Source organism: Paenarthrobacter sp. NPDC018779, assembly GCF_044391085.1.
Taxonomy (GTDB): domain Bacteria; phylum Actinomycetota; class Actinomycetes; order Actinomycetales; family Micrococcaceae; genus Arthrobacter.
Genome location: NZ_JBIRZS010000005.1, coordinates 185026 through 208972, shown reverse-complemented (window position 1 = coordinate 208972; position 23947 = coordinate 185026). Strand labels below are relative to the sequence as shown.

The 23947-nt window shown below is 63.3% G+C and carries 20 protein-coding genes; 9 read left to right on the top strand and 11 right to left on the bottom strand.

Annotated elements, in window-relative coordinates; translation table 11 throughout:
- The first annotated feature begins 233 nt into the window (after positions 1-233).
- The gene (locus ACH488_RS08730) at positions 234-551 is read left to right on the top strand and encodes a DUF3040 domain-containing protein (protein WP_397323572.1); all 318 of its coding nucleotides are present in this window, start codon (positions 234-236) and stop codon (positions 549-551) included.
- Here ACH488_RS08730 and ACH488_RS08725 read toward each other — a convergent pair.
- A complete protein-coding gene (locus ACH488_RS08725; RefSeq protein WP_397323571.1) occupies positions 548-1018 on the bottom strand; it encodes a hypothetical protein in 471 nt (156 codons plus the stop codon). The two genes, ACH488_RS08730 and ACH488_RS08725, sit on opposite strands and share 4 nt — an antisense overlap.
- Before the next feature lie 81 nt (positions 1019-1099).
- The gene (locus ACH488_RS08720; protein WP_397323570.1) at positions 1100-1750 is read right to left on the bottom strand and encodes a hypothetical protein; all 651 of its coding nucleotides are present in this window, start codon (positions 1748-1750) and stop codon (positions 1100-1102) included.
- A gap of 59 nt (positions 1751-1809) precedes the next feature.
- On the opposite strand from ACH488_RS08720, the gene ACH488_RS08715 reads away from it, so the two are divergent.
- Positions 1810-2154, top strand: a complete 345-nt coding sequence (locus ACH488_RS08715; protein WP_397323568.1) for a hypothetical protein — start codon at positions 1810-1812, stop codon at positions 2152-2154.
- Positions 2155-2263: 109 nt separating this feature from the next.
- Here the strand turns inward: ACH488_RS08715 and ACH488_RS08710 are convergent, their stop codons facing one another.
- The 5 genes from ACH488_RS08710 to ACH488_RS08690 all read right to left on the bottom strand — a co-directional run bounded on the left by ACH488_RS08710 (position 2264) and on the right by ACH488_RS08690 (position 7197).
- The gene (locus ACH488_RS08710; RefSeq protein ID WP_397323567.1) at positions 2264-2968 is read right to left on the bottom strand and encodes a hypothetical protein; all 705 of its coding nucleotides are present in this window, start codon (positions 2966-2968) and stop codon (positions 2264-2266) included.
- Complete coding sequence (locus ACH488_RS08705) at positions 2965-3900, bottom strand: carbohydrate ABC transporter permease (protein WP_397323565.1); 936 nt, start codon at positions 3898-3900, stop codon at positions 2965-2967. The genes ACH488_RS08710 and ACH488_RS08705 overlap by 4 nt, the downstream gene beginning before the upstream one ends.
- Positions 3900-4829 (bottom strand): carbohydrate ABC transporter permease, encoded by a 930-nt coding sequence (locus ACH488_RS08700; RefSeq protein ID WP_397323564.1) that lies wholly within the window; start codon positions 4827-4829, stop codon positions 3900-3902. The genes ACH488_RS08705 and ACH488_RS08700 overlap by 1 nt, the downstream gene beginning before the upstream one ends.
- A gap of 8 nt (positions 4830-4837) precedes the next feature.
- The gene (locus ACH488_RS08695; protein ID WP_397323563.1) at positions 4838-6121 is read right to left on the bottom strand and encodes an ABC transporter substrate-binding protein; all 1284 of its coding nucleotides are present in this window, start codon (positions 6119-6121) and stop codon (positions 4838-4840) included.
- Positions 6122-6183: 62 nt separating this feature from the next.
- Entirely contained in the window at positions 6184-7197 is a 1014-nt protein-coding gene (locus ACH488_RS08690) for a hydroxyacid dehydrogenase (RefSeq protein ID WP_397323562.1), read from the bottom strand.
- A 162-nt stretch (positions 7198-7359) separates the two neighbouring features.
- Here ACH488_RS08690 and ACH488_RS08685 point away from each other — a divergent pair, with 162 nt between their 5' ends.
- The 4 genes from ACH488_RS08685 (at position 7360) to ACH488_RS08670 (ending at position 13247) form a co-directional block, all read left to right on the top strand.
- Positions 7360-9315, top strand: coding sequence for a heparinase (locus ACH488_RS08685; RefSeq protein ID WP_397323561.1), 1956 nt, complete (start codon positions 7360-7362; stop codon positions 9313-9315).
- Positions 9305-10441 carry a LacI family DNA-binding transcriptional regulator gene (locus tag ACH488_RS08680; RefSeq protein WP_397323559.1) on the top strand — a complete coding sequence of 379 codons (1137 nt, stop codon included), beginning with the start codon at positions 9305-9307 and terminating at the stop codon, positions 10439-10441. The genes ACH488_RS08685 and ACH488_RS08680 overlap by 11 nt, the downstream gene beginning before the upstream one ends.
- On the top strand, positions 10441-12342 hold the full coding sequence (locus tag ACH488_RS08675) for a DUF2264 domain-containing protein (protein WP_397323557.1): 1902 nt from the start codon (positions 10441-10443) through the stop codon (positions 12340-12342). Before ACH488_RS08680 ends, ACH488_RS08675 begins: the two co-directional genes overlap by 1 nt.
- A gap of 104 nt (positions 12343-12446) precedes the next feature.
- Positions 12447-13247 (top strand): GNAT family N-acetyltransferase, encoded by an 801-nt coding sequence (locus ACH488_RS08670; protein ID WP_397323556.1) that lies wholly within the window; start codon positions 12447-12449, stop codon positions 13245-13247.
- Positions 13248-13252: 5 nt separating this feature from the next.
- Here the strand turns inward: ACH488_RS08670 and ACH488_RS08665 are convergent, their stop codons facing one another.
- Entirely contained in the window at positions 13253-14281 is a 1029-nt protein-coding gene (locus ACH488_RS08665) for a Fic family protein (protein ID WP_397323555.1), read from the bottom strand.
- Between the two features lie 262 nt (positions 14282-14543).
- Positions 14544-18050 (bottom strand): discoidin domain-containing protein, encoded by a 3507-nt coding sequence (locus ACH488_RS08660; protein ID WP_397323554.1) that lies wholly within the window; start codon positions 18048-18050, stop codon positions 14544-14546.
- A gap of 271 nt (positions 18051-18321) precedes the next feature.
- Between ACH488_RS08660 and ACH488_RS08655 the strand changes: the two genes are divergently transcribed.
- The 3 genes from ACH488_RS08655 to ACH488_RS08645 all read left to right on the top strand — a co-directional run bounded on the left by ACH488_RS08655 (position 18322) and on the right by ACH488_RS08645 (position 20605).
- Positions 18322-18987 (top strand): GntR family transcriptional regulator, encoded by a 666-nt coding sequence (locus ACH488_RS08655; protein WP_397323553.1) that lies wholly within the window; start codon positions 18322-18324, stop codon positions 18985-18987.
- A complete protein-coding gene (locus tag ACH488_RS08650; RefSeq protein WP_397323552.1) occupies positions 18984-20159 on the top strand; it encodes an MFS transporter in 1176 nt (391 codons plus the stop codon). Before ACH488_RS08655 ends, ACH488_RS08650 begins: the two co-directional genes overlap by 4 nt.
- A 266-nt stretch (positions 20160-20425) precedes the next feature.
- The gene (locus ACH488_RS08645; RefSeq protein WP_397323551.1) at positions 20426-20605 is read left to right on the top strand and encodes a hypothetical protein; all 180 of its coding nucleotides are present in this window, start codon (positions 20426-20428) and stop codon (positions 20603-20605) included.
- 286 nt (positions 20606-20891) lie between these two features.
- Here ACH488_RS08645 and ACH488_RS08640 read toward each other — a convergent pair whose 3' ends face one another.
- On the bottom strand, positions 20892-21476 hold the full coding sequence (locus ACH488_RS08640) for a hypothetical protein (RefSeq protein ID WP_397323550.1): 585 nt from the start codon (positions 21474-21476) through the stop codon (positions 20892-20894).
- A 155-nt stretch (positions 21477-21631) separates the two neighbouring features.
- The gene (locus ACH488_RS08635; RefSeq protein WP_397323549.1) at positions 21632-23791 is read right to left on the bottom strand and encodes an FG-GAP-like repeat-containing protein; all 2160 of its coding nucleotides are present in this window, start codon (positions 23789-23791) and stop codon (positions 21632-21634) included.
- Positions 23792-23947: the final 156 nt, after the last annotated feature.

Below are 23947 nucleotides of genomic sequence, written 5' to 3'. Positions count from 1 at the left end.
CTGGGTACGTTCTTAGCTTGTCACAGTATCGCCGTGCCTGTGAGCCAATCCCCAGCGGCCGTACGTCGTACTCGCAGAGTGGTTCTTTCCCGTGCCGGATGGAAGGGCAAGCTGTGGCTACGGCGCTCGAATCGACAGATAATAAAGGCATGGCACGGCAAGCAGCGCAGGTGCCTCAGCGTGGAATGTAAGCGCCAGTGGCGTTGAATGCTCATGGGTGGGGATGGATTCCGGTGTCGTTGTCGGATGAAGAGCGACGGAGCCTCGAAGAGCTCGAGCGTGGACTCGTTGCATCGGACCCGGATCTTGACCTTCAGCTGAGGTCCGGGCGCCTCCGTGGAACGGGAGCCAGGATGATCCTGGGCGCTCTGGCTCTGCTGGCAGGTTTCGCGCTGGTCATTACGGGAATCATCACCCAGATCCTCATCGTGGGCGTGGCCGGATTCCTCGTCGCTGGTGGAGGAGCCTACCTTTTGCTGAGCCGTTTGGTTCTCAGGCGACGGATCCGCCGGAACGGAGAGACGGGAAATGAGGCGGGACGAGGCGCCTAAACGACCGGTGAATCCGGTTTGAACGGCACCGTGTCCAAGTTTGTAGAGGCGTCCAGGTTTGTGGCGGCCTGATCGGGCGGAGTGGTGTCCGAAGGAACGGGAGTGGGCTCACCAGGCCGGGCCATCATCCGCCAGGCCATGACGGCTCCGAAGCACAATCCGGCACCTACCAGGAACGCCACCAATCCCGCACTCCCGGACTTCTGTTTGCGTCCACGCCGGAGCGTTTGTGTTGCCTTCTTGACGGCCTTCGCAGCGGTGCCCCGCGCATGCTTGGCCGCCTTCCGGTCACCGGTCAGCGTGAGCACAACTCCGTGCACCACCGAAGGCACATCGGCATGGTTGATCCGGGACAATGCCCACCCCACCACGGCGTCAGTTTGCGACGCCGTACCTTCGGCGGCGTGCTTGACCCACTCGCCTGCCAGGTCCTGGACAGCTGGAACTACGGATTTGACTGAGTACACGATGACCCCTTCACGGAGTAGATGGCCCCGTGTGTCAGCCTACGCTACCCGCCCGGTGACAAACAGTGCCGTGGACGGACTCTAGTCCCGGATCACCGACGCAAGCTCCACGGGGTTTTCGAGCCCTGCCCACGAGCCATGCAGCGCGAGTTCGGCGTGCAACTCCGGCGCTGCAGCAGTGTTGACGGCAGCATCCGCGGCCACATCCACCACACGGTTCACCTTCAGGCGCAATGACCCCGCATCGATGATCGTCACGCCGCTGCCCGATACCGGCGCCGAAGCACTCAACCCGGGTACACCGCCGTCGAGCTTTCCGCTGCCCTTGACCGTGACGGTACTGGGGCGCGGCTCTGCCTCACCGTCCACCAGCAACGCCGCTTCTTTTTGTCCGGTGAGGATCGCGGTGGCGAGGGCTGTGACGTAGACGGGATCGGCGCAGGCGTCGTACACCCAGCGCTTGCCCAAGACTGAATGTTCCATGGTGCCGATCAGCCACTCGCCGGCGCCGCCGAGTTCGTGTCCGCGGTAGCTCAGCGGGACCTGGTAGACGCGTTCACCCGCGGCAACAACGTGGGTTTCAATGCCTACCTCACCAGCAGGATCGTCAAAGCGGTAGGCGCCGATGAGCTCTGGTTCGCCGTCCTGGATGAACCACGGCTGCGTCGGCAGGTAGTCAGCGATGAGTTCAAGCTTGGTGGGGGACAGGGTTGCTTTGTGGATGATCGCCATGTCCTCCAGCCTAGGCCACGCCCTTTACAATCGAAGAGACGTCGACCATTGAGGGAATCATGAAGAAACTCACCACTGTCCTGATCGCTGCCGGGCTGCTCGCCTCGGCTTCCGCCTGTTCAGCACCGCAGCTGACCACCGCGCAGACCTGCGACAGGATGGCCGCCGCCGCATCCGGGCTCACCCAGAGCAACAACAAGACGGCAAGCAACCGCGTGGCCAACGCCATTCGTCCCATCGAGGGTGTCGCCTCGGACGACATGAAGCCGGTGGTGACCTCCATCCTGGCCCTGCTGGATGAGCAGGCGAAGGAAAACCCGGACGAGGAGAAGCTCGGCAAGCTGACTGAGGAATATCAGGAAGCCGGCACCAAGTACGGCCAGCTCTGCAACGGCGCCCAGTAGCGAACCTTTCCTACGAACGCTCTCTCACCTTCCACCCCTTAAACGCCAACGCTCTCTCATCGGATGAGAGAGCGATCGGCTGAAGGGGCGGTTCGGTGAGAGAGCGTTTTTAGTTGGAGGGGGTACGGAGTACGGCGTGGAAGGCGTAGGAGGCGTTGCTCCAGATCACGAACAGCAGGGGAGCGGGTGCCAGGGCGATGCCGAGGACCGGCTGCAGTACGGCCGCGGAGACGATGATGCCGAGCAGTACCAGCATGGCCAGGCTCAGGTACCAGCGCTGCACCACGAGGTAGAGGGAGGCCTTGAGGATGCTTTTCAGCCTCGCTTGGGGCAGGAGTACGACGCCGGCAATCGCCGTCACTGCCAGGCTCACCGTCACGGCGGCTGCTACGACGATGAGCGGCAACAGAAGTGCGGCACCCGGAAGAGACTGGATGGCCACGAGGTCTACGCCGAGGAACAGGAGCAGCGCCACCGCGCCCACACCAAGCGGTGCCGTGCGGGTGAAACTGCGCTTGTATCCCGAAAGGAAGGCAGCAACAGGGGTGACCGCGCCGCCGTCGTCGTTCAAGGACCGGAAGGCCGCGAAGATACCGGCGAGGGACGGCGCGATGGTGACCGAGAGTGCAAGGAAAAACGGCCAAGCGGCCGCTGGGTCTGCCACCAGGGAGAGGCAGAGCACCAGCGGCGCGTTGGCGACCGCCAGCAGCGCGTTGCCGGCCAGGAAGGTGTAGACGAAACCGAAGATGCTGCCGAAGGTTTCGAATCCAGGCCCTGACCAGCGGCGCTTGCGGGGAGCACGCACGGTGCTCATCCCTTCATACCGCTCGTCGCGATGCCCTGGATGAAGTAGCGCTGGCCGATCAGGAAGATGATGAGGATCGGGATCACGGAGATCACCGAACCGGTCATGATCATGGCGTACTCGGCGTCGAACTGGCCCACGAAGGAACGCAGGCCCAGCTGGACGGTCCAGAGGCGGTTGGACGTGAGGTAGATGAACGGGCCCATGTAGTCGTTCCACGTGTTCACAAACGTCAACAGCGCCAGGCTGGCCAACGCCGGCTTGGACAGTGGCAGGATCACCCGGGCCCAGATGCCGTACTCGCTGAGGCCATCGATCCGGGCTGCTTCGCAGAGTTCGTCCGGGATGGTCATGTAGTACTGGCGCATCAGGAACACACCGAAGGCGCCGAAAGCCTGGAGCAGGATCAGGGCGTTGAAGCTGTTGGTGAGGCCCAGGTTCTGCATCATGATGTACTGCGGCACCATGTAGGCCTGCCACGGGACGGCGATGGTGCCGATGTAGCAAAGGAACAGCACGTCACGCCCGGGGAAGCGGACCTTGGAGAAACCGTAGGCTGCCAGCGAGCCCGTGAGGACCTGTAGGCAGGTGATGATCACTGCGAGATACAGCGAGTTCTGCAGGTAGCCCATCATGGGAATGCGGGTCCAGATGTCCGTGTAGTTGCTCCACACGAATTCCTGCGGGATCCACTGGATGGGGACGGTGAGGACCTGGTTGTTCTCCTTCAGCGAGGAGGACACCATCCAGATGAACGGCACCATGAGTGCCACCACCAGGACCACCAGCACGCCGTAGATGATCACATTGGCGGTCCGCTTCTTCTGCTCGCGCGGCGAACGCTTGCGGACTGTACGACGGCGGTCTTCCGCACCTGCGGGAGGCAGGCCCGACCCGGCGAAGCGGGCCTCAGCCTTGAGGTCTTCGGCCATGTTGGTCATCAGCGTTCCCTCCGCTGTTGGATCTTGAACTGCAGGACGGTGACCGTCAGGACGATGAGGAACAGGACCAGCGAGATGGCCGAGGAGTAGCCGAACTTACCTTCGCCGATGCCCTCCTGGTAGATCAGCTGGGACAGGACCGTGGTGGAGCGTCCGGGGCCACCGTTGGTCATGACGACGATCAGGTCGAACACCTTGAAGCTGGAGACCGTCAGCATGACCACCACGAAAAACGTGGTGGGCCGCAGCGACGGGATGGTGACGTTCCAGAAACGCTGCCAGGCGCTGGCCCCATCGACTTCCGCGGCTTCGTAGAGTTCGGTGGGGATGGCTTGCAGTCCGGCCAGGTAGAGGACCATGTAGTACCCCATGTCCCGCCACACGCTGGTGATGATCACGGCCGGAAGCGCCCAGTCCGAGCTTGAGGTCCACCCCGGCGCATTGGCGATCCCGATTGCGTGGAGGAGTTGGTTGATCGGTCCGTTGTCCGGGCTGAACAACATGTTCCAGACGACGGCGACGGCCACCAGGGAAGTGATGTACGGGAAGAAGATCGCAACCCGGAAGAAGCCGATGCCTTTGAGCTTCCGGTTCAACAGCATGGCCAGGAGCAAGGCCAGGGCCATGGTCAGGGGAACGTGCCCGAGCGCATAGACCACGGTGTTGCGCAGCGCAATCCAGAAGGAATCAGAGGCGAACATCCGCTGGAAGTTGGCCAGCCCAACCCACTTGGGGGCGCTGAACGAGGTCCACTCCATGAAGGAGAGGGCGAAGGCCGCGAGGACCGGAATCAGGGTGAAGGCCAGGAAGCCGATGAAGTTCGGCAGGATGAACGTCCAGCCGATCAGGGTATTACGCCTGGCCTGCTTCCTGTTGCCCCGGCCGGCAACAGCCGGGGCAACGGGCTTGGAGATTGTTTCTGTACTCATGACGAGCCTTACTGGCCGAGGACTTCGCTCTTGACGCGCTTGCCCATCTCAGCAATTCCATCCGTGACGGAGCGCTCGCCAACCATGATCAGATCGTGCTCCTGGTTGAGGATCTTGTCCGTGGCTGCCGACTTGTCGCTCACAGGCATTTCGAGGGCGGTGGTGTCCGGCGTGAAGGCCTTCTTGGACAGCTCGTCGGTGGGCATACCGTCCAGCTTGAAGTAGGCGTCCTTCACGGCATCGTTCTGCAGGGCAGGAACAACGCCGATCTTGGAGATTGCCTTGGCGCCCTCTTCACCGGAAGCCCATTCGATGAACTTCTTGGCCTCATCGGAGTGCACGGCGTTCTTGTTGACGGCGAATGCCGTGGGCGAACCGAACGTGGTGACCTTGCCGTCGTCGTTCTTCTGGGGCATGGGGGCCAAGCCCCAGTTGACGTTGGTCTTGCCGTCCTTCTTGGCCTGCAGGATGCCGGCGATGTACCAGGTGCCCATGGGCATCATGGCTGCCTGGCCGGTTTCGAACATGGTCCGGTAGCTGGTCTTCTGGCTCTTGGCCGTGCCAAAGTCCAGGGTGGCACCGCTCTTCTGGAGGTCCAGCGCGGTGTTGTACTGGTCCTCGAAGTAGCCGTAGTCGCCGCTGTTCTGGTCCTGGCTGTTCTGGGCTGCGGAGATGGCTTCGACCACGGAACGCCAGATGTGGTGGTACGTGCCGTAGACCTTCTTGCCGTCCGCGCCGGTAGTGGTGAGTTTCTTGGCCAGCGCCGTGTACTCGTCCCAGGTCAGGTCCTTGGGGTCTTCCACACCGGCAGCCTTGAGCAGGTCCTTGTTGTAGTACAGCAACCAGAAGTCCTGGCGGTACGGAGCTGCATAGTATTTGCCGTCCATGTCGAAGGCGTCGAGGCCGGCGAGTTTGTCCTTGCCAACCTTGTCCACCACGTCGCCGATTTCCTGCAGCTGGCCGTTGCTTGCGTAGCGGGAGTAGTCAATGACGTTCTTCATGGTCAGGACGTCCGTGGTGTCGCCACCTGCCAGCATGGTGGTGACCTTCTGGGGGTAGTCATCGGCCAGGATGTCCACGGGTTCAATGTCGATGTTCGGGTTGGCAGCCTCGTAGCTGTCGAACAGCGCCTTGAACTCCGGGGTTCCCTCGTAGTTCCAGACAGAGACCGTCAGCTTGGTCTTGCCGTTTGCTGCCGGTTGGTCGGCAGGGCCTGCTGCGCCTGAGCAGCCGGCGAGTCCAAGCCCTGCAGTCACCGCAAGGGCGATCGCGGCGAGGGTTGTGCGCTTCATTGCGTTCTCCTTTAGTACTGGTTTAAGTCTGCCGCACGTGCGGCAGGTTGGTTCGTTCGGACTTAGGCGCTGAGTCCCAGATCCGCGTGCACTACTTCGGCCAAGAGGTCTTTCCCGGCGAGGTACCGTTCAAGGTCATCCAGGGCGGCATCGGACATCCGCCGGGTTTCCGTGCCAAGCGAGCCGGCGATGTGTGGCGTGATGATCACGTTCGGCAGGTCATACAGCACCGAGTCCGCCGGCAGCGGTTCGGGTTCGGTGACGTCAAGGAGCGCTGTGATGCGACCCTTGCGGCATTCGGCTTCGAGCGCCGCTGTGTCCACGAGGGAGCCGCGTGCTGTGTTGATGAGCGTCGCGTGGTCCTTCATGATGTCCAACTCGCGGGTGCTGATCATGTTGCGGGTTTCCGGGAGGGCCGGCGCATGGATACTCACGACGTCGGACTCCCGCAGCAGTTGCTCCAACGTCACCAGGCTGCCACCGGCGGCAGCGACCTCCGCCGGGTTGGCGTGGGGATCGCTGACCAGGCACGTGACGTCCTGGAGTTGCTGGACCAGGCTCACCACGCGGCGGCCGATGCGGGAGAACCCGATGATTCCAATGACCCGGCCGATGTTCCCGAGTTCGCCGCGGGCCGTGGCATAGTCCCAGTCCTCGCGGAAGGTACGAGCGTCGTTGGCCAGGACGTGGGCCTTTTTGCCCGCGAGCACGATCGAGGCGAAGGTGAACTCGGCGACGGGGATCGCATTGGCGTCTGCTCCGTTGGTGACGGTGATGCCGCGATCCCAGAGTTCCTCGCTGACGAAGCTGCGGACCGTCCCTGCACAGTGGAAGACTGCGCGGAGTTTGGGCATGCGTTCCAGTCGTTCCGCGTTGAGGCGCGGAACGCCCCAACTGGTGAGCAGGATTTCCACCTCTTCCAGGCGGCCCGCCAGTTCGGGTGCGTCGAGGGAATCCGTCCATGGTTGCCCGCCGAGGTCCACCATTCCTGCCAGCCGCTCCAGTCGTGCGGAATCGAACTGGTCGGCAAAGGTTCCGCTATTCATGACCAGCAGTGCCTGGGGCTTGAGCGACATTCAGGGACCCTCCCTTCGGTTCTTCTTTTGGTCTGTTCGACCGTGATTTATGTGTTGCATCACATCTAATAATCAGTACATACTCATGAACAAGACAGTTCATTCAACTCAATCGAGCTTGATCTAAAACGTTCATACTCGAACATCTGAGAGAAGAATTCCATGCTGAATCCTCCCGGCGCCGTCACCGTTGACGCGCCGCCTCTGCGCACCGCGTGGGGCACCGAGGCGTCCATTCCGGCTTTGCTTACCTCGCTCCGCGACGCCCGCTCCCGGCTTACCGTGCGCCCGGCGTCCGACGGCGGGTGGCAGCACATCTCTTTGGCTTCTGTGTCGTCGCTCGCTGAGCAAGCGACCGCGGAGAAGGGGACTTCATGGCCCCAACCGCTGGTCTCCCACTACGCGCGCTATTTCCGCGACGGAAACCGCACGGCCTACGAGGGACTCGTGGCGAGCCGGCAGCAGCGGCTGACACGCGCCGTCGTCATGGCTGCAGTCTCCGGTCCCGACTCCGGCGAGGGCTGGCTGGACGAAGTGATCGACGGTGCGTACCTGCTGTGCGAGCAGAGCTCCTGGAGCTGGGCCGCGCACGACGACGTGTTCACCCATTCCGGGGAGGTAGTCCCGGACCCTTCGCGTCCGTACCTCGATCTGGGTGCCGGGGAAGTGGTGGCACAGCTTGCCTGGCTGGACCACGTCCTGGGGTCGCAGCTGGACGAGCGTGCGCCCGGCCTGCGGAAACGACTTCGCTTTGAGGCGCACGAGCGCGTGATCCGGCCCTTCCTGGACAGACTCGATTGGCACTGGCTTGGCCTCAACGGCGACGTCCACAACTGGAACCCGTGGATCCACACCAACATCATTGCCGCAGCGTTGCTGTTGGTTGATGACGCCGAGCTGCAGGCAGAGGTCATTGCCCGCTGCATCGAGGGACTCGACCGCTTCCTCGCCTCGATTCCAGCAGATGGGGCGATCGACGAAGGCTTTGCCTACTGGTGGAACGGGGCCGGCCGCGCGCTGGAGGGCCTGGCACTGCTTGAGGAAGCCGCCGGGCTCAATCCCGATCTTCCGGTGGTCCGTGCACTCGTCGCATTCCCCGGCAGCATGCATCTGGGCGGGTCCTGGTTCCTCAACGTCGCCGATGGGCCTGCGCGCGCGGCCGACTCCTTGCCCTGGGACATGCTGCATCGCTGGGCCGTGCGGCTGGGGGATTCCGACGCCGCCCAACTCGCCGCAACCTTTGCCGCCGTCGAGCCTGAACCCAACCCCGCCGCCGGGCTGGGCCGCGTCCTCACCCAACTAAGTCGCAGTTCAGGTCGTTCTCAGCGCTGGGAACGACCTGAACTGCGACCCAGTTGGGGGACGTGGCTCCCGTCAGTGCAGATCATGCTTGCCCGGCAAACCCCCGGATCCACGGACGGGCTCACCCTCGCGGCCAAGGGCGGGCACAACGGCGAACACCACAACCACCGGGATGTAGGTTCCGTAGTGGTTGCCATGGACGGTGTGCCCCTCCTGGTCGATGCCGGCCAACCCACCTACACCGCGCAAACATTCGGCCCTGACAGGTACCTGATCCGCGCCATGCAGAGCGCCTGGCACAGCGTCCCGGCGCCGTTCGGGCTGGAACAGGGGACGGGCCCGGAATTCGCGGCAACCGTCCTGCAGGAACCCACTCCCGACGAGCCGACGCTCGCGCTGGGTCTCGGCGCCGCCTACGGATTCGGCCACCCTGAGCAGTGGATCCGCACTTCGCTCCTCAACCGGGAGGCCGGCACTGTGGTCATCGATGACCGTTGGAACCTCCCGTCCCCGCCACCGGAAGGAACGGACGACGTCGACATCACCTACCTGGTGGCCGGCACCCTCCGCTTGGGCCGGGACGCGACGGCGACCATCACCCCGGCGGGCATCCCGACAGTGGCGGGCGGCCGTGGAGTCCAGTTGCGCTGGAAGCCGGAGACCGCCGTCGTGCTCGTAGACGAATGGCACCTTGACGATCCGCTGCTGGGCGATATCTGGGGCGGAAAGCTGACCCGGCTGCGGTTCCGCATGCCCGCTGAAACCCGCGCTTCCGGCGCGTTCACCCTCACTCTGGAGGCAACACATGAGCACTGAACCAGGCCAGGAATCCGGTGGAAAGTCGTTGTTCTCGCTGCAACGCCGCGAGCGGTTGATGGAGGAGTTGCGCGCCCACGGGGCCATCACCGTCCGCGACATCGCCGCCAAATTGGGCGTCAGCGAACTGACCATCCGTCGAGACGTGAACATCCTGGCCGACGAAGGACTCGTGTCCCGTGTACACGGCGGCGCAACCCTTCCGAGTCCGCTGGACCGATCCACTGCCGGACGGGCAACATCCCACAGTTACTCGATCGGAATGGTTGTCCCGTCCCTGGACTACTACTGGCCGCAGGTCATCAGCGGCGCCCGGGGCGAGGCCGAGGTCCAGAACCTCAGGATCGTGGTGCGCGGCTCGGCGTACGACGCCGCCGACAACCGCCGGCAGGTACAGGCGTTGCTCGATACCCAGAACATCGACGGGCTTATCGTCGCTCCGGACATGGGCGGCGAGCACGGCAAAGAGTTGCTCCGCTGGCTCAATGCCCTGCCCATTCCCGTGATCCTGGCCGAACGCCGGGCGCCGTCGGAGATTCCTGCGCACAAGCTTGAGTGGGTGGCAACGGACCATGCATTCGGCGCGGGAATGGCCGTGCGGCATCTGTGGCAGGAGGGGCACCGCATGATCGGATGCCTTACCGATTCCACCAGCCCCACCAGCCCGCACGTGGTTCGTGGATGGAAGCAGGCCATGAACGCTTTGAAGATTCCGTTGGACAAATCCATCCACGAGGATTCGGCCAAGCTGGACAACGGAGACCGCGCCAAGCACTTTGACCGCGTGCTGGAACTGTGCCGCGCATCGGGAACCACCGCCATGTTGGTGCACTCCGATACCCAGGCTGTGGCCTTCGTGCAGCACTGCGTGGACCGCGGCGTGGATGTGCCGGGAAGCATGGCGATTGTGGGTTACGACGACGAGGTTGCCTACCTCGCCGAGCCTGCCATCTCTGCCGTGCGTCCGCCCAAGAGCTACGTGGGGAAGGTGGCGGTGCAGCTCATGGCCGCGCGCCTGGCCGAGGGAAGGATGCGGCCGGTGCATCGGATCGACCTGAACCCTGAACTGATTGTCCGGGAGTCGTCCGTGGGGGCTCCAAGGGTTGTCTTGGAGGATGCGCTCTGATGGTTCTTGAACTCCCGCCGTTGGACCACGCGCTGTCCCCGTACACCGGCCTGACCCGTTCCCACTGGACCGCCTACGCGGACTACCTCCTGCGCTCGGCCCACCGTTTCGGATCCGAGGACCACGCCAACGTTTACCTGCCCGGGCCCAACAGCCGGTACGGCCGGGGGAGCGATTCGCTGGAAGCCTTCGCCCGGACGTTCCTTCTGGCCTCCTTCCGGATCGCCGGCGACCCCGCGAACACGGGCTGGATCGCAGAGTGGTACGCCGCCGGCCTGGATGCCGGGACCAACCCCGCGAATCCCAACCGGTGGCCCACGCCCGGCGAGCTGGGGCAGGCGAAGGTTGAAGCGGCGTCGTTGGCGGTTGGCCTGGCACTGACCCGCGACGTGCTGTGGGACAAACTGCCCCAGCGTGTCCAGGAGCAGCTCATCGCGTGGTTCGAGACCGTGATCGGCGAGGAATACCCGCCCATCAACTGGGTGTGGTTCCAGATCGTGGTGGAGACCTTCCTGGCTTCGGTTGGCGGGCGATACTCCGACGAGGACATCGACGCCGGGCTCGCCATCCACGATTCCCTCTACCGCGGCGGCGGTTGGTTCGCCGACGGTCCCGAGCGTGCCTACGACCACTATGTTGGCTGGGCCTTCCAGGTGTACCCGCAGCTCTGGGCGCTGATGGCCCCCAATGATCCGCGCGTCGCGGCCCGCAAGAAGCTCGACGGCGACCGGCTGGCTGATTTCCTGGACGACTTCTCCTACCTCGTCGGAGCCAACGGCGCTCCGCTGGTCCAGGGCCGGAGCCTGATCTACCGCTTCGCGGCCGCGGCATCCTTCTGGGTGGGGGAGTTGTCCGGACACACGCGCCTGGCTCCGGGTTTGGCGCGGAGGGCGTCGTCCGGAATGCTCGACTACTTCGTCCAGCACGGCTCCGTCACCTCCGAAGGCCTGCTGTCCATCGGCTTCCACGGCTCTTTTCCAGGTATGAAGCAGGCGTACTCAGGGTTCGGATCGCCGTACTGGGCAGCGAAGGGGATGCTCGGTTTGGCTCTCCCGGCTGACCACCCGGCGTGGACGTCCGTGGAGGCACCCTTGCCCGTTGAATCGGGAGACACGCAGCGGCTCATCGCGGCACCGGGTTGGCAAGTGGATGGCACCGTTGCCGATGGCGTTGTGCGGATCAGGAACCACGGGACGGACCATGCCGTTCCGGGGGCCGTTTTGGCGGATTCGCCCCTGTATGCCCGGATTGGCTACTCGACACACACGTTCCCGGACCTGGTTCCTGAGTCCTTGGACAACGCGGTGGTGTTCGTTGGCCCTGACGGCGGCCTGACGCACCGAACCGGATTCGAGCACCTCGGGTCCTTCTCCATAGGTGGAGTTTCCGTTGGTGCGTCCCGGTTCACGGCCAACTGGATCACGCCCGATCCCGACGCCGGCCCGGACCACGGCAGCGGCGTCTCCGGCACGGCGACTCCCGGGCCTTCAGTGACTGTGGTGTCCGCGACGCGTGGTGCTCTGGAGTTACGACTGGTGCGGGTTTCCGGTTCCTCCAATTCCTCCAGTTCCGGGGCAGGTGCTCCCTTGCGGATTGGTGGCTGGCCAGTAGATGCTGCCTCGTCCACTGTGACTTCGGTCCTCGCTGTGCACGGATTCGGCAATGCGCTGGGCGACTCCGGCACGTTCGTCCGGTCCGGTGAGCACCCGATGGGCTCGGAGCTCACCATCCCTTGGGCCGGAACCGCCGGTCCCGCGCGCGACGGCGACTACGCCGCCGTCGTACTTCTCGCCGGTGCCGGAGGTGCTTCGGACACGGTGCGTTACACCGACGGCCACTTCGAATTCCCCGACGGGGAACGCATCCCGGCCGATCTGCTCACCCGATTCGACGACCAGTGAAAAATTCTGCTGGATCATTCCGTCCTCACCCGGGACCGACCTTGACATGATGCGGTACCTGATTCAGGAATGATTCAGCAGAATCCCAGGGGTAGGCTCTCCAGATGACTCAAACCGACACCAAAGCCCGCCTCCTCGCGGCCTACGATGAGCAACTCCGCACCGACGCGGAAACGCCGAGTGCCCTCACGGTGACCGAGCACGGACCACTCCGTCTGGTGACCTTCCTGGGTGGCCGCGGGTTCATCACGTACCGGGACTTGGGTGGGGCCGATGAAGAGGGAGTCCGCGGGCTGGTCTCGGACGCCGTGACCTACTTTGACGGTCTGCCGGAAATCACCAAGGTGGAATGGAAATCCCGCGGTCACGACCATGCCCCGCGGCTCCACGAAGCGCTCCTTGACCATGGCTTCACACCTGACGCGCCGGAGTCGATCATGATCGGCGAAGTCCGTGCGCTCAGCCAGGACGTGCCCTTGCCGGAAGGCGTGACACTGCGCCGGGTGGTTGGTGAACCTGATGTGCGGGCCATGAGCGCCATGCAGGACGAGGTCTTCGGCGAGCCCGTCTCGGACGAGATGGCGGAGGCGCTGCTTCGCCGGCTTTCGCTTGATGATGCCATGGAACTCTGGGTTGCCGAGGCGGACGGCGTCATCGTCAGCGCCGGCCGTCTGGAACCCGTACCAGGCACCGACTTTGCCGGAATTTGGGGCGGGGCAACGCGACCGGAATGGAGGGGCCGAGGGATCTATCGTGCGCTGACTGCCCGCCGGGCCCAGTCCGCGTTGACGCACGGCAAAACGCTCATCAACAGCGACTCCACCGAGTTTTCCCGCCCGATCCTAGAGCGCTCCGGCCTGGTCAAGGTCTCAACCACCACGCCCTATCGTTGGACGCGGAGCTGACCGGCTTAGATGTCACGGCCGGCCAGCCGTCGGTTGAGCCGGTCCACCTCGTCCAAGACTTCGGTTGCCGCCCAGGCGCGGTTTCGTTGCGACTGGGTGATTTGGGTAAGAACTCCAGCGTCAGTCATGCGGTTGAGTGTCTTGTAGATCGACGTTTCTTCTACGCCAGCAATGTAAGCAGCGCGGTGTGCTTCGAAGACGGGTTGTTCCAGTAACCACGGAATGAGCTTCTTCTCAGCCGAGTTCCTCCGTGGTCGGAGTAAGTCCGTCCACGCAGCGGGAAGTTCGTCGAGCGCCGCAACGGATTCCCGGGCTGCATCAGCCGCCCGCATGGCAGACTGGGCCAGATAGAGCACAAAGGGATCGACGGCGCCTGCGCGATAACCGTTGAGGAGCGAAAAATAGGTCTCAACATCGGAAACCATTGCTGAAGCGATCGGCGTGACAGTGTTCTTGGTCAGGCCCCTTCGCCGGGAAATGGCGCCGATCAAGGCCCTGCCAATACGGCCGTTGCCATCCGTGAACGGGTGAATCGACTCGAACTGGGCATGCGCGATGGCCGCCTGAGCCATGATCGGGATATCCCTGCGGGCACTGAATGCCATCAGGTCCTCCATGAGTTCCCCCACTATTTCAGGGGGAGGTGGAACGTGCACGGCTCCTCGAGGCGAGTAGTCACTTCCCCCGATCCAGTTTTGTACATTGCGGAAAGCCCCCGCGTGGTGCCCATCAAACGGGTCGTCCTTCATGAGGGTTTTGTGCGCGTCAAGGATGGAATCCAGATGTATCTCGCCCGTAACACCGGCGTCATTGATCATGCTCTGCACGGCCTCGGCCGCCGCGACCATCGACCTGGCGTCCGAAGAAGCTTTCAGTCCAATCAACGCCCGCGCGTAATCATTGCGATTCGCGTCAACATGCTCGATTTTTGAAGACGAGACGGCCTCGCTCCTCAGCAGGAATCCGCTGATCGCAGCCATTCGGGTGCCCGCGGTAATGTCCAACGCCCCGACGGCCCTGGCAGCCTCTTCCAAGGCAAGTACGGTCTCTGGATCAGGGCTGAACGATGCTGCGGCAATGTGGGGTGGCAGGGACACATCCACTTGGCTGAATTCGCGATCTTCCCGGGGCGGACGGCCCGAAGACTTACACGGCATGGTGCGGTAGTCATGTGCTGGCCATGAACCCAAAATCTACCTCCAAACGGACAGTTACGCTGCACTTATTGTTCGTTTGGAGCACAAGGAGACCCCCTCGGAACACCTCCGAGGGGGCCTTGCTGGTGAAGGCAGGTTCCTACTTACCCGCGGCGAAGCTGCTCACGCACTGCCCCTGGTTCTTGAACACCGGCGACGGGCTCCACTTCCACCCGCCGTCCTTGCAGGCTTCCTTTCCTGTGGAGATGTACAGGCGGTACTCCTTCACGGTCCCGTCAGGGGCTGTCACGATGACTACCGCCGTCGGGCTTTCCGCGGTGGGTTGCCGGACGGTCACCTTCGCGTTCGTGTCCAACGGGTAGCCGACGACGGCGGGAGTCGCCGAGGAGGTCAACGCGCGGTAAGCGGTGGTTCCGGGAGCGAAGCCGACCACGGATGCCTGGTTGACCAGGAGCCGGCCGAGGTCCGCGAGTCCCGCATCTGCCAAGCGGGTTCCGGCGATGGCCACCTCCGCGACCTTCGTATAGGACCCCGTGGTCACGAATGCAACCCGGATCCCGCGGGTGGTGACCGGTTCGAAGGTCACCGTGGTGGGAGCCGAAACGGAGAGCCCGGTCACCGTGCCCGCGGAGGTGTCCTTCCATGTTCCCGCTGCGTCCTGGTACTGGACCTTGACGCTCGTCGCGGCCTTCTCCGCAGAGGTGACTGCCACCGAGGACACGGTGTACTCGCGGCCGAAGGCGTAGGACAAGCTGTCTCCGTTTCGGCCGCCGCTGACCCAGTTGGACCAGCGGGTGGAGGGGTTGGCGTCGCACGTGTTCTTGGCGATGTACGAGCCCTCGGTGTAGCTTGCCGTCACGGTGGTGGCGGGATCGTCCTTGCAGATGTTGGCCACGGGGACGCGGTCCACCACGATGACGGTCAGGGTGGCATCAAGTGATCCGGCCTTGCCCGGAACGGTCAGCGTTCCCGCGGTTTCCAGGGAAGCGGCACTCAAGGAAGACCAGTCCCATGCCACAGCCAGCGGGTTCCGGGCCGGACCATCTGCGATTTGACCGGGAACGGTGGTCGGCGCTGCCGCCTGCACGCTAGCCAGTGAAGACCCAACCCCCACCGTCACAGACGCAGGATCTGTAGCAATGTACTGGCCCACAGTCACGGTCAGGACTGCCTCAAACGCCTGCCCATAGGGATCTACGCCGGAACCGTACACCGTCACTTTCCCCGCCTTCTGCCAAGCGCCCGGATCGACCGACGCCCACGTCACAGGCAGCGGTTTGCCCGGACCGGCCTTGTACACAGGCGTGACGGTGGTTGGCAGCGCAGGCGCAGTCCCAACGGGAGTGCTCACGTCCAGCGGAGCCACTCCCAGCAGCTTCCGATCCGCGATGTCCGTGAACGCCCAAGCTTGGTGCGGGCTGGCAAGGGCGGTTGCCGTGGTTCCCGTGGAGGACGCCAACGCAACGGATGTCCCAGCCGCCGTTTGGTTGCCGGAAACCTGCAGCGCAATCGCCGCTCCAGCATTGACCAACGTCCACTGTTTCCCGTTCTCCGTGGTCACTATCCACTGTGCAGAAGGAGTGGTTTTGGCCTGTTCCAGCGAGAGGGAAGCCAAGGACGCTGCACCACTTTGAGACCCGTTCATCACACCACCGTTGCCGGTCAGAACGCGACCGTCCGCTGCAGAGACAACCCAGCGGCGGTCATTGGAGAACTCGTCGTCCGGGCGAACTGCGTTGAACGTCCAGATCTGCGGAGCCACTCCGGCGGCGTCGGAACCGAGGTCCTGGATCGAAGCACCGCCCGTGCCGGCCGTCAGGTACTTGCCGCTCGCCTCACCGGTGAGGTGGTAGCGGTGACTGTCCTCCACCGGCGCGGCGTCGTCCGAAACCCCGCTGACGCCGTCGACGACGAACGTCACCACGGACGCGGCAGGCACCTCAACAGTGGCGGACTTTGCCGCGGTGTCGACGGCGACCGGCGCGCCTTTCACCAGGGCGTTCTTCTCGATGTCGTCCAACGGAGACTTGGTGGTGACCACCGGCGTGACCTTCGCACCCGGAGCGATGCTCCCGAAACGGCTGAGATCGATGGTGACCTTCTCCGGCGTCGGCGTGTCATTAAAGTGGACCAGCGTGGCACCGGTGCCGTCGGCGCGGAGGGCGCTGGCCGTCTTGGCGTCGTTGTTCTGGATGAGGAAGTCCCCGGGGCGGATGTAGTGCGTGAAGTTCCGGGTGGTGTTGTATTTCTGGTTCGTCAGGACCTTGCATTTCGCGGAGTCCAGGGCGGCGCCGTCGTTGAGCCGGCGGTTGGAGTAGCCCTCGCGGCCGGCGTAGTTGCAGTCGAAGTCGACGTAGATGGAACCCCAGCCCTTGTCGGCCTTCTCCTGCTTGTACGTGTCCTCCACAGGCTGCCAGAACACCCAGGCGTTGGGCTCAAGTTCACGGAGGTCGTTGACCATCCGGCTCGCGATGCCCAGGCCATTGGTGATGTTTGAGCGGTCCCAACCGCTGGTGGAATCTCCGAGAGCCGGGTTGCCGGTCCAGAAACCGCCCACTTCGCTCATCCACAATGGCTTGTCCGTGGAGTTGGCCAGGTCGCGGACGCGGCGTCGATCGTTGGTTCCGTAGGTGTGGACGTTGAGTTGCGAGACGGCATCCTTGGCTTCTTGGCTGTAGCCGTTCCAGTTGGTCATGAACTTGGTGGGATCCGTCTCGTCCATCGCCGAGATCACCGCGTCCGTGCTGCCCTTGGCGAGTTCGGCAGCCAGGAGCTTGGTCACGCGATCCTGCGCGGCCGGGTAGATCAGCGCGCCTTCCTGCTTCTGCGTGTACGTTGTGGGCGGTTTCCCGGTGGCGGCGTTGATGTCCGTTCCCCAGTAGCCGGAGTTGGGTTCGTTGAACGGATCGATGGTGTCCACCTTGATCCCGCTGCCCTTTTCAAGAAGCTCGACGGAGTGCCGCATGTACGCGGCGAACTTGCCTTCCGCCTCGGGTAGCAGGTTTTCGCCCTTGTTGGTGTTGACCTGTCCGGAGACGTAGCCGCTCCTGGTCATGAACCAGGGCGGCGAGTTGCTGAAGGCTTCCCAATGCGTGATTTGCTGGTCTTCGGTGAGACGCTCCACCCACCACCGCTGGTTCTGGTCGGCGTCGGGGTTGTAGGAAGCGGGGTCGTCCGGGTCCCAGGCGTTCAGGAAAGCCAGCTTGTTGGCTTGGGTTTTGTCGACGCTTCCGTCCGGGTTGTAAAGGTTCGACGCCGGATGGCCGGGTTGCGCTTCGGCCACCGGCTTCCACCATCCGTCCACAGCACTGCCGTCGTTGAGGTAGTTCGCGACATCCGATGCGTTGCCGCCCCCGACGTTGTAACGGGCGATGTTGAGGTTCAGCCCGTCCTCGCCGAAGACTTTCTGGTACAGCTCCTCCCGCAGTGCCGGTGAGTATCCCGCCGTCGCATTCGCGAACCAGACCAGGCTGGTTCCCCACCCTTCGAACGCTTCGCTGCGGCTGGCCGGGTTCGGGGTGATGGTGATCTGGGTTGCGTCGGCCGCCTGTGCGGCTGGTGCTGTGGGCAGGAGGGCCAGGCCTGTGGCTGCTGTGACGGCCGCCGCCAGGGCAGCGACCGGCCTTCGAAATCGTGGAATCGGCATAGGGGTACCTCATCATCGGGGTCTGCGGGTGAAACCGGCTGCGCTGGTGAAACCGGTCCTGCCGAGACTATGAGGCGGTTTGGGGTGTCACAAGGGAGTCGAACAGGGTCGATCGCAGTTGGTCCGAAGTGTTCCCACCCGACTGCCACGCGGGGTTATTTACAGCCTCTTTTTGCCGTCTGGATGGGCCGTATCTGACCCCGCGTTGCTTTTGTGCGGACGCTAACTGTATAGATGTATACAAGTACACTCACTCAACCTTGGCGGCAGCATGGCAGCATCTCAACCCCGGAACACCGGCGCACACCTCGTTTACACGGAACTCAAACGGCAGATCCTGGACCTGGAGCTCAAACCCGGGACACGAATCTACGAGCCGGCGATGGCTGCCGCGTTGCAGGTCAGCCGCACGCCGTTGCGCGAGGCGATCCGTCGGTTGATTTCCGAGAGCCTCCTGGAACAACAGCCCACCGGGGGTGTGCTGGTTCCACTGCTTGATGCGACGGCCATCTCCGAGCTCTACGACGTGCGGGCCGCGCTGGAATCCCTCATGGCCCGTGAAGCGTGTGCCCGCGCAACGGAGGCGGACATCGAAAAACTGCAGGGAATCCTTGAGCGCAACGCTGCCATGGTGGGCTTCGCGGACGAGGCCATGAAGTACGGCGTCACCCTCCACGCCACCATTGCCTCGATCGCGGGCAACTCCTGGGCGTTGCGTTTCCACCAGCAGATCGCCAGCCAAGTGGAACGCTACCGATACTTCACCAACAACTCCTCGGAACGGCGTGAGGAAGCTTTGGCCGACCACCGCCGGTTGGTGGCCGCCCTGGCTGCGAAGGACGCGGACACTGCTGCGAGGATCGCATTTGACCACGTCATAGGAGCCCGGGACGAGACAGTGCGCATGATTTCGGACAAGGGCCTCGACCTCGAATGATCGGCGAACTCGGGCGACGCTCGTCCTCAGCACTCCTTCTCCATTCGGCGTTGATCCAGGCCGTGACATTCCTGGTCCGGCCCGCCGCCACGTACCGGGCCCTTGAGCTCGACGTCCCTGCCTTCGCTCTTGGTGTCCTCGCGGCCAGCTACGCCGTCTTTCCCCTGCTGCTTGCCATGCCGATCGGCAACCTGGTGGACCGCCTGGGCGAGCGTCGGCTCATGGCCGCCGGGTCCGCCGTCGTGCTTCTCTGTTCAACGTTCCTGCTGTTTTGGGGGTCGTCCGTAGCGGCGCTGATCGCCGGAACGGCGCTTCTGGGCGCGGGCCAGCTGGCCTGTGTTGTAGGGCAGCAGGCGGTGGTGGCGAACAACGCGGCTTCCTCCCGGCTAGACTCCGCGTTCGGTTACCTGACGTTCGCGGCGTCGTTGGGGCAGGCGCTGGGACCGCTCGCCATTTCGCTTGTTGGCGGTGCATCCGTGCGGCCGGACACCCAGGCGATCTTCATCCTGGCCGTAGCCATGGGATTTGTGCTGTTCTGCACTACGTTCCTTGTTTCCTCCCGGGTCAGCAGCGGTCGACGTGCCTCACGGTCCGCCGAGGCGCCGCGGGGGAGCGCCTTCTCCCTGTTGCGGACACCCGGCGTGGCCCGTGCACTTGCCACGAGTGCAACAGTGTTGGCAGTGGTGGACCTGACTGTTGTTTACCTGCCGGCCTTGGGCGCCGAACGCGGCATCACCGCAGCCACGGTTGGCCTGATGCTGACCGTGAGGGCGGTGTTCTCCATGGTCTCCCGGCTTGGGCTTGGCCGGGTGTCCCGGACGCTGGGCCGATTGAAGCTGCTGGTCCTGAGCCTGGCCGTGTCCACAGTGTCCCTGGCCGTTGCCGCGATTCCCATGCCGGAGTGGTTGCTGTTCGTTGTCATGGCATTCCTTGGCCTCGGGCTCGGCATTGGCCAACCGCTCACCATGTCCTGGCTCTCCGCACAGGCACCCGAGGGGCAACGTGGGCGGGCGTTGGCACTGCGGCTCGCGGGCAACAGGGTAGGCCAAGTGATCCTGCCGAGCGCCATCGGTGTGGTTGCTGTTGGGCTCGGCGCGGCCGGTGTGTTCCTGGCCTCTGCCGTTGCTGTTGGCGGGACGATGCTGATGCTGCGAGGCGTGCGCTTGGACTGAGCAATGTCCTCCCCTCCAACTGACTGGCATTTGTGGTTGCTATGAGCGCTGGTAGCAACAACAACTGCCAGTCAGCTGTGCCCGTCATTTTCCGCAGGCACCCTTCACTGCTAATTAGGCAGACGTGGAGGGGGTTTTGCCATGGAAAAGAGCACCGTGTTCAGGATGATGGATCCGGAGTCTCTGACGACTCGTCATGACAAGGCCTGGGAGTACTTCCTGCCCGGTGACGAAGTCGACATCGACTTTGCGGGGGGGGGGGGGTAATGGCTGGTTTGGTACAGGACGTCATGCTTGACGGAACCGGCGTCTGGATCTACGTCAACGGAGTTGGCAGGCGACTGTTCGGCGCCGAGGAAGACGTAGAAATCAGGGCAGTCCGGAAGGTCCCCCGCCCAGACATCGTGTCGGAACCGGGAATGGTCGATGATTGGAGGCTCTTTTGAAATTACACATCTTGGCTGCGGCGGTGGCACTTGGGATCGGCGGGCTCTTCGCCGTGATTGCCAACCCCGTAGTGGGAGCCACCATCGGCGTGTCAGTGTTCGCCGGCGGCTTGGCAGATGCGAAACGCTGTCAAAGAGTGTCAATCAGCCGCGATGCTACGCCTTGACACTTTCATTCGCGTTGAGGTTCGATTGATGTAGCCCACCTCCTGCTGGGGGGTTGGGAAGTTAAAGCCAGGATCCCCGCCGGTTGACGGGACCTGGCTTTCGCGCTTTGTGAGCCGGATCAGATGATGTGTCGGCTGATGTGGCCCCTGAACCTTTCGAGCCATGTGGCATCCCCCGCCTCAGCGTCTCCCATGGCGCCAAGAACCTGATCCGGTATCCAGTGCATCGGTTCTTCCGAGGGGAGTTGAATTTCCACTCGGAGTGACTCAGGCATAACTCTTCGACCTCGCAACTTATCGACGAGGTGCATGTCGCGTGCGTTGAGCGATCGGGTACGGGACTCAAGGAAGACAGATGTAACGCCCACGGCGCCCAATTCCGAGAACAGCCTCTCCATGCATTTGGCTCGGGCCCTTTCCTGCCGCCGGGGTTCAAGAGGCGCCGCCACAACGACGATGTGAGCTGCGTCCAGCGCCCCCAAGAGATCAATGGACAGTTTCTTCGCGCGGTTGTCCATGTCCCGCCAATGCAGCTTCGGGCCGTCCGTCAGGATGGATCGCAAATCATCCCGCACGAGGTCACAACCTGATGGGTCCGCCACTGCCGCGCCGAGCATGTACATGGGTTCTTTGACGTTCACAGTTCGCATGCTTTCATCCACCCAGGCATGCAGCTCGAATGAAACCTCTGCCTGTCTGATCATCGTCACCTTGGGCCCGTAGCTCGAATTTGCCGAATGAGAGCAGTCTATTACTACTAGGCAGCGAGCCCCGCAGCTACAGGTATCGGAGGCGACGGAGGCGCCTGAAGTAAGGTGACGGCGGCCGCCCAAATCCGGGAGACCGCCGTCGAACGCTTCTAGAGCACGGCCGTCATGGCGTCCCAGCCCCAACCCACAGCGAAACGTGGCAACCAGCCACCCCGGCCATCACCGGGATAGTGCCACAGCACGCCTTGGGTGTCGCGGGCCAGAAGGTCCGCAGTGCCGTCGGGCGGGAAGTTGCTGTTGAAGTCGCCGGGACCAACGACGGCGGTCATGGAGCTCCAGCCCGAACCGACCTGGACGCGCGGGAGCCACCCGCTGGTCCCGTTTCCGGGATACAGCCACAACGTGCCAGCCGTGTCGGTGGCCATGACGTCGTGCTTGCCGTCGCCATTGAAGTCGCCCGGACCGGCGATCTTGTCCATGGCGTTCCAGCCGGAGCCGACCCGGACGCGGGGGAGCCAACCGGAGGAGCCGTTGCCGGGGTAAAGCCACAGAACGCCGGAAGAGTCCCTGGCCAGGATGTCGTGTTTGCCGTCGCCGTTGAAGTCGCCCGGACCCACGATCGAGGTCATGACGTTCCATCCAGCTCCCACTTGGACACGGGGGTACCACTCGCCGTATCCGTTGCCGGGGTAGAGCCAGAGCGAGCCGGCTCCGTCCCGGGCCAATACGTCCGGTTTGCCGTCGCCATTCAAATCGCCGGGCGCCACAAGGGACGTCATCGCATTCCAGCCCGAGCCAACCTGGGTCCGGGGCAAGAAGTGTCCGCCGGTGTCTCCCGCATACAGCCAGAGGTTCCCGGCCGAATCACGGGCGAGGGTGTCTGCTTTGCCGTCGGAGTTGAAGTCGTTCTTGGCGGGGTTCACGGTGATCGAAAACCACTTGGTGAAGGCTGAGGGGCTGACTCCGTTGGCGGCTGCGACCTGAACCTTGTAGGTCCCGGCTTTACTAGCGATGCCTGACAAGACGCCGGTCTGCTGGTTCAGGGTCAGGCCGGGCGGCACTGTGCCTGCGTAGACCGAGAATTTCGGTGCCGGTGATCCTTTGGCCTGGAACGTGTAGCTGTATGAAGATCCAACTGTTGCTACAACGGGCGGCTGGCCGGCGGTGAAGGCTGGGGGTGCGTCGGCACCGTCTATAACGGAAACTGTTCCCGAGCCCTGGTTGGGCACGTAGGCCAACCCTGTCGCTTCGTTAACGGCGACCATCTGTGGGTATGAGCCTGTGGAGATCGTCGCGGAAACCCCGGTGTTGGCATTGAGGACTACGGCGCTGGCTTGCCATTCGTTGGCGGCGTAGACCTTGTTTGTCTTCTCGTTGACGCCCAGCCCCCGGAGATGATCGACATCAAAGGGGAAGCTGATGCGGGATACGGCGTTGGTAGAGCCATCAATGACCGACATCTCGCTGCCGGTTGAGACATAGACCTTGTTGGTGTTTTTGTTGATGGCCACACCACCCGGGGTATCTCGGACGGCGACGTTCAGCGTCGCGTTCGTGGCTCCGTCGATAACGGTGACGCCCGGGCCAGTGGTCCCGGTCTCTCCTTCGCAGCTGACGTACGTCTTGTTGGTGCGTGGATTCACGACCACGTGCGTGGGCTGCAAACCTACGGGGACTTTCACTGAAGTCTTGCTGGAACCATCAACGACGTACACCGAGTTGCTGTCCTGATCAACGACGTACGCCTTGTTTGAGGTTGCGTTCACAGCAAGTTCTCGCGGGTTGGTGCCCACCGGAATAGTTGCCTTGGCATTGGTGGCCCCATCGATGATCTGCACGCTGTCCGCGCCCGGATCGGAGGCGAAAACCTGGTTGGTCTTCTCATTGGTCGCCAGCGCCACGATCTGCTGGCCGCTGGCGATGACAGAGGTCGCCTTGGTAGCACCATCGATTTCGACGACGCTGCTGCCAACAACGGATGCATAGATTTTATTGGTGACCGTATTCACGGCCAAGGCCCATGTTCCGCCGCCAACGGGAATGCTGGAAGCAACTTTGCTGGCACCATCGATGACCGTAACGTATGGGCTCCCAAGGTGCCCGACGTAGATCTTGTTCGTCACCGGGTTGACCGCTGTTGTGTCCGGTCCGCTACCCGTCGCGATGTCGGCGACCTTTACGTCTGCGTGTGCCGGCGCGGCTACGCCGAACAAAGCACCAGCCGTCAGGCCGACGGCGAGCACAGCAGCCGAGGCCAGCCGCCAAGGACCCCTGAAAGTTTCATGCGTTGAAAACGGCAGAATGGCCACTGCGGCTCCCTCTGGTGATGTGTCAGCAACCACATTTTTGCGGGGCCAGAGGAGATTCTACAGTCACGATCAACTGCCTCACACGCGATGCAGAATTACGACGGCGGCGCCTCATCTGACTGGCACTAGTGGTTGCCATGAGCGCTCAGAACAACA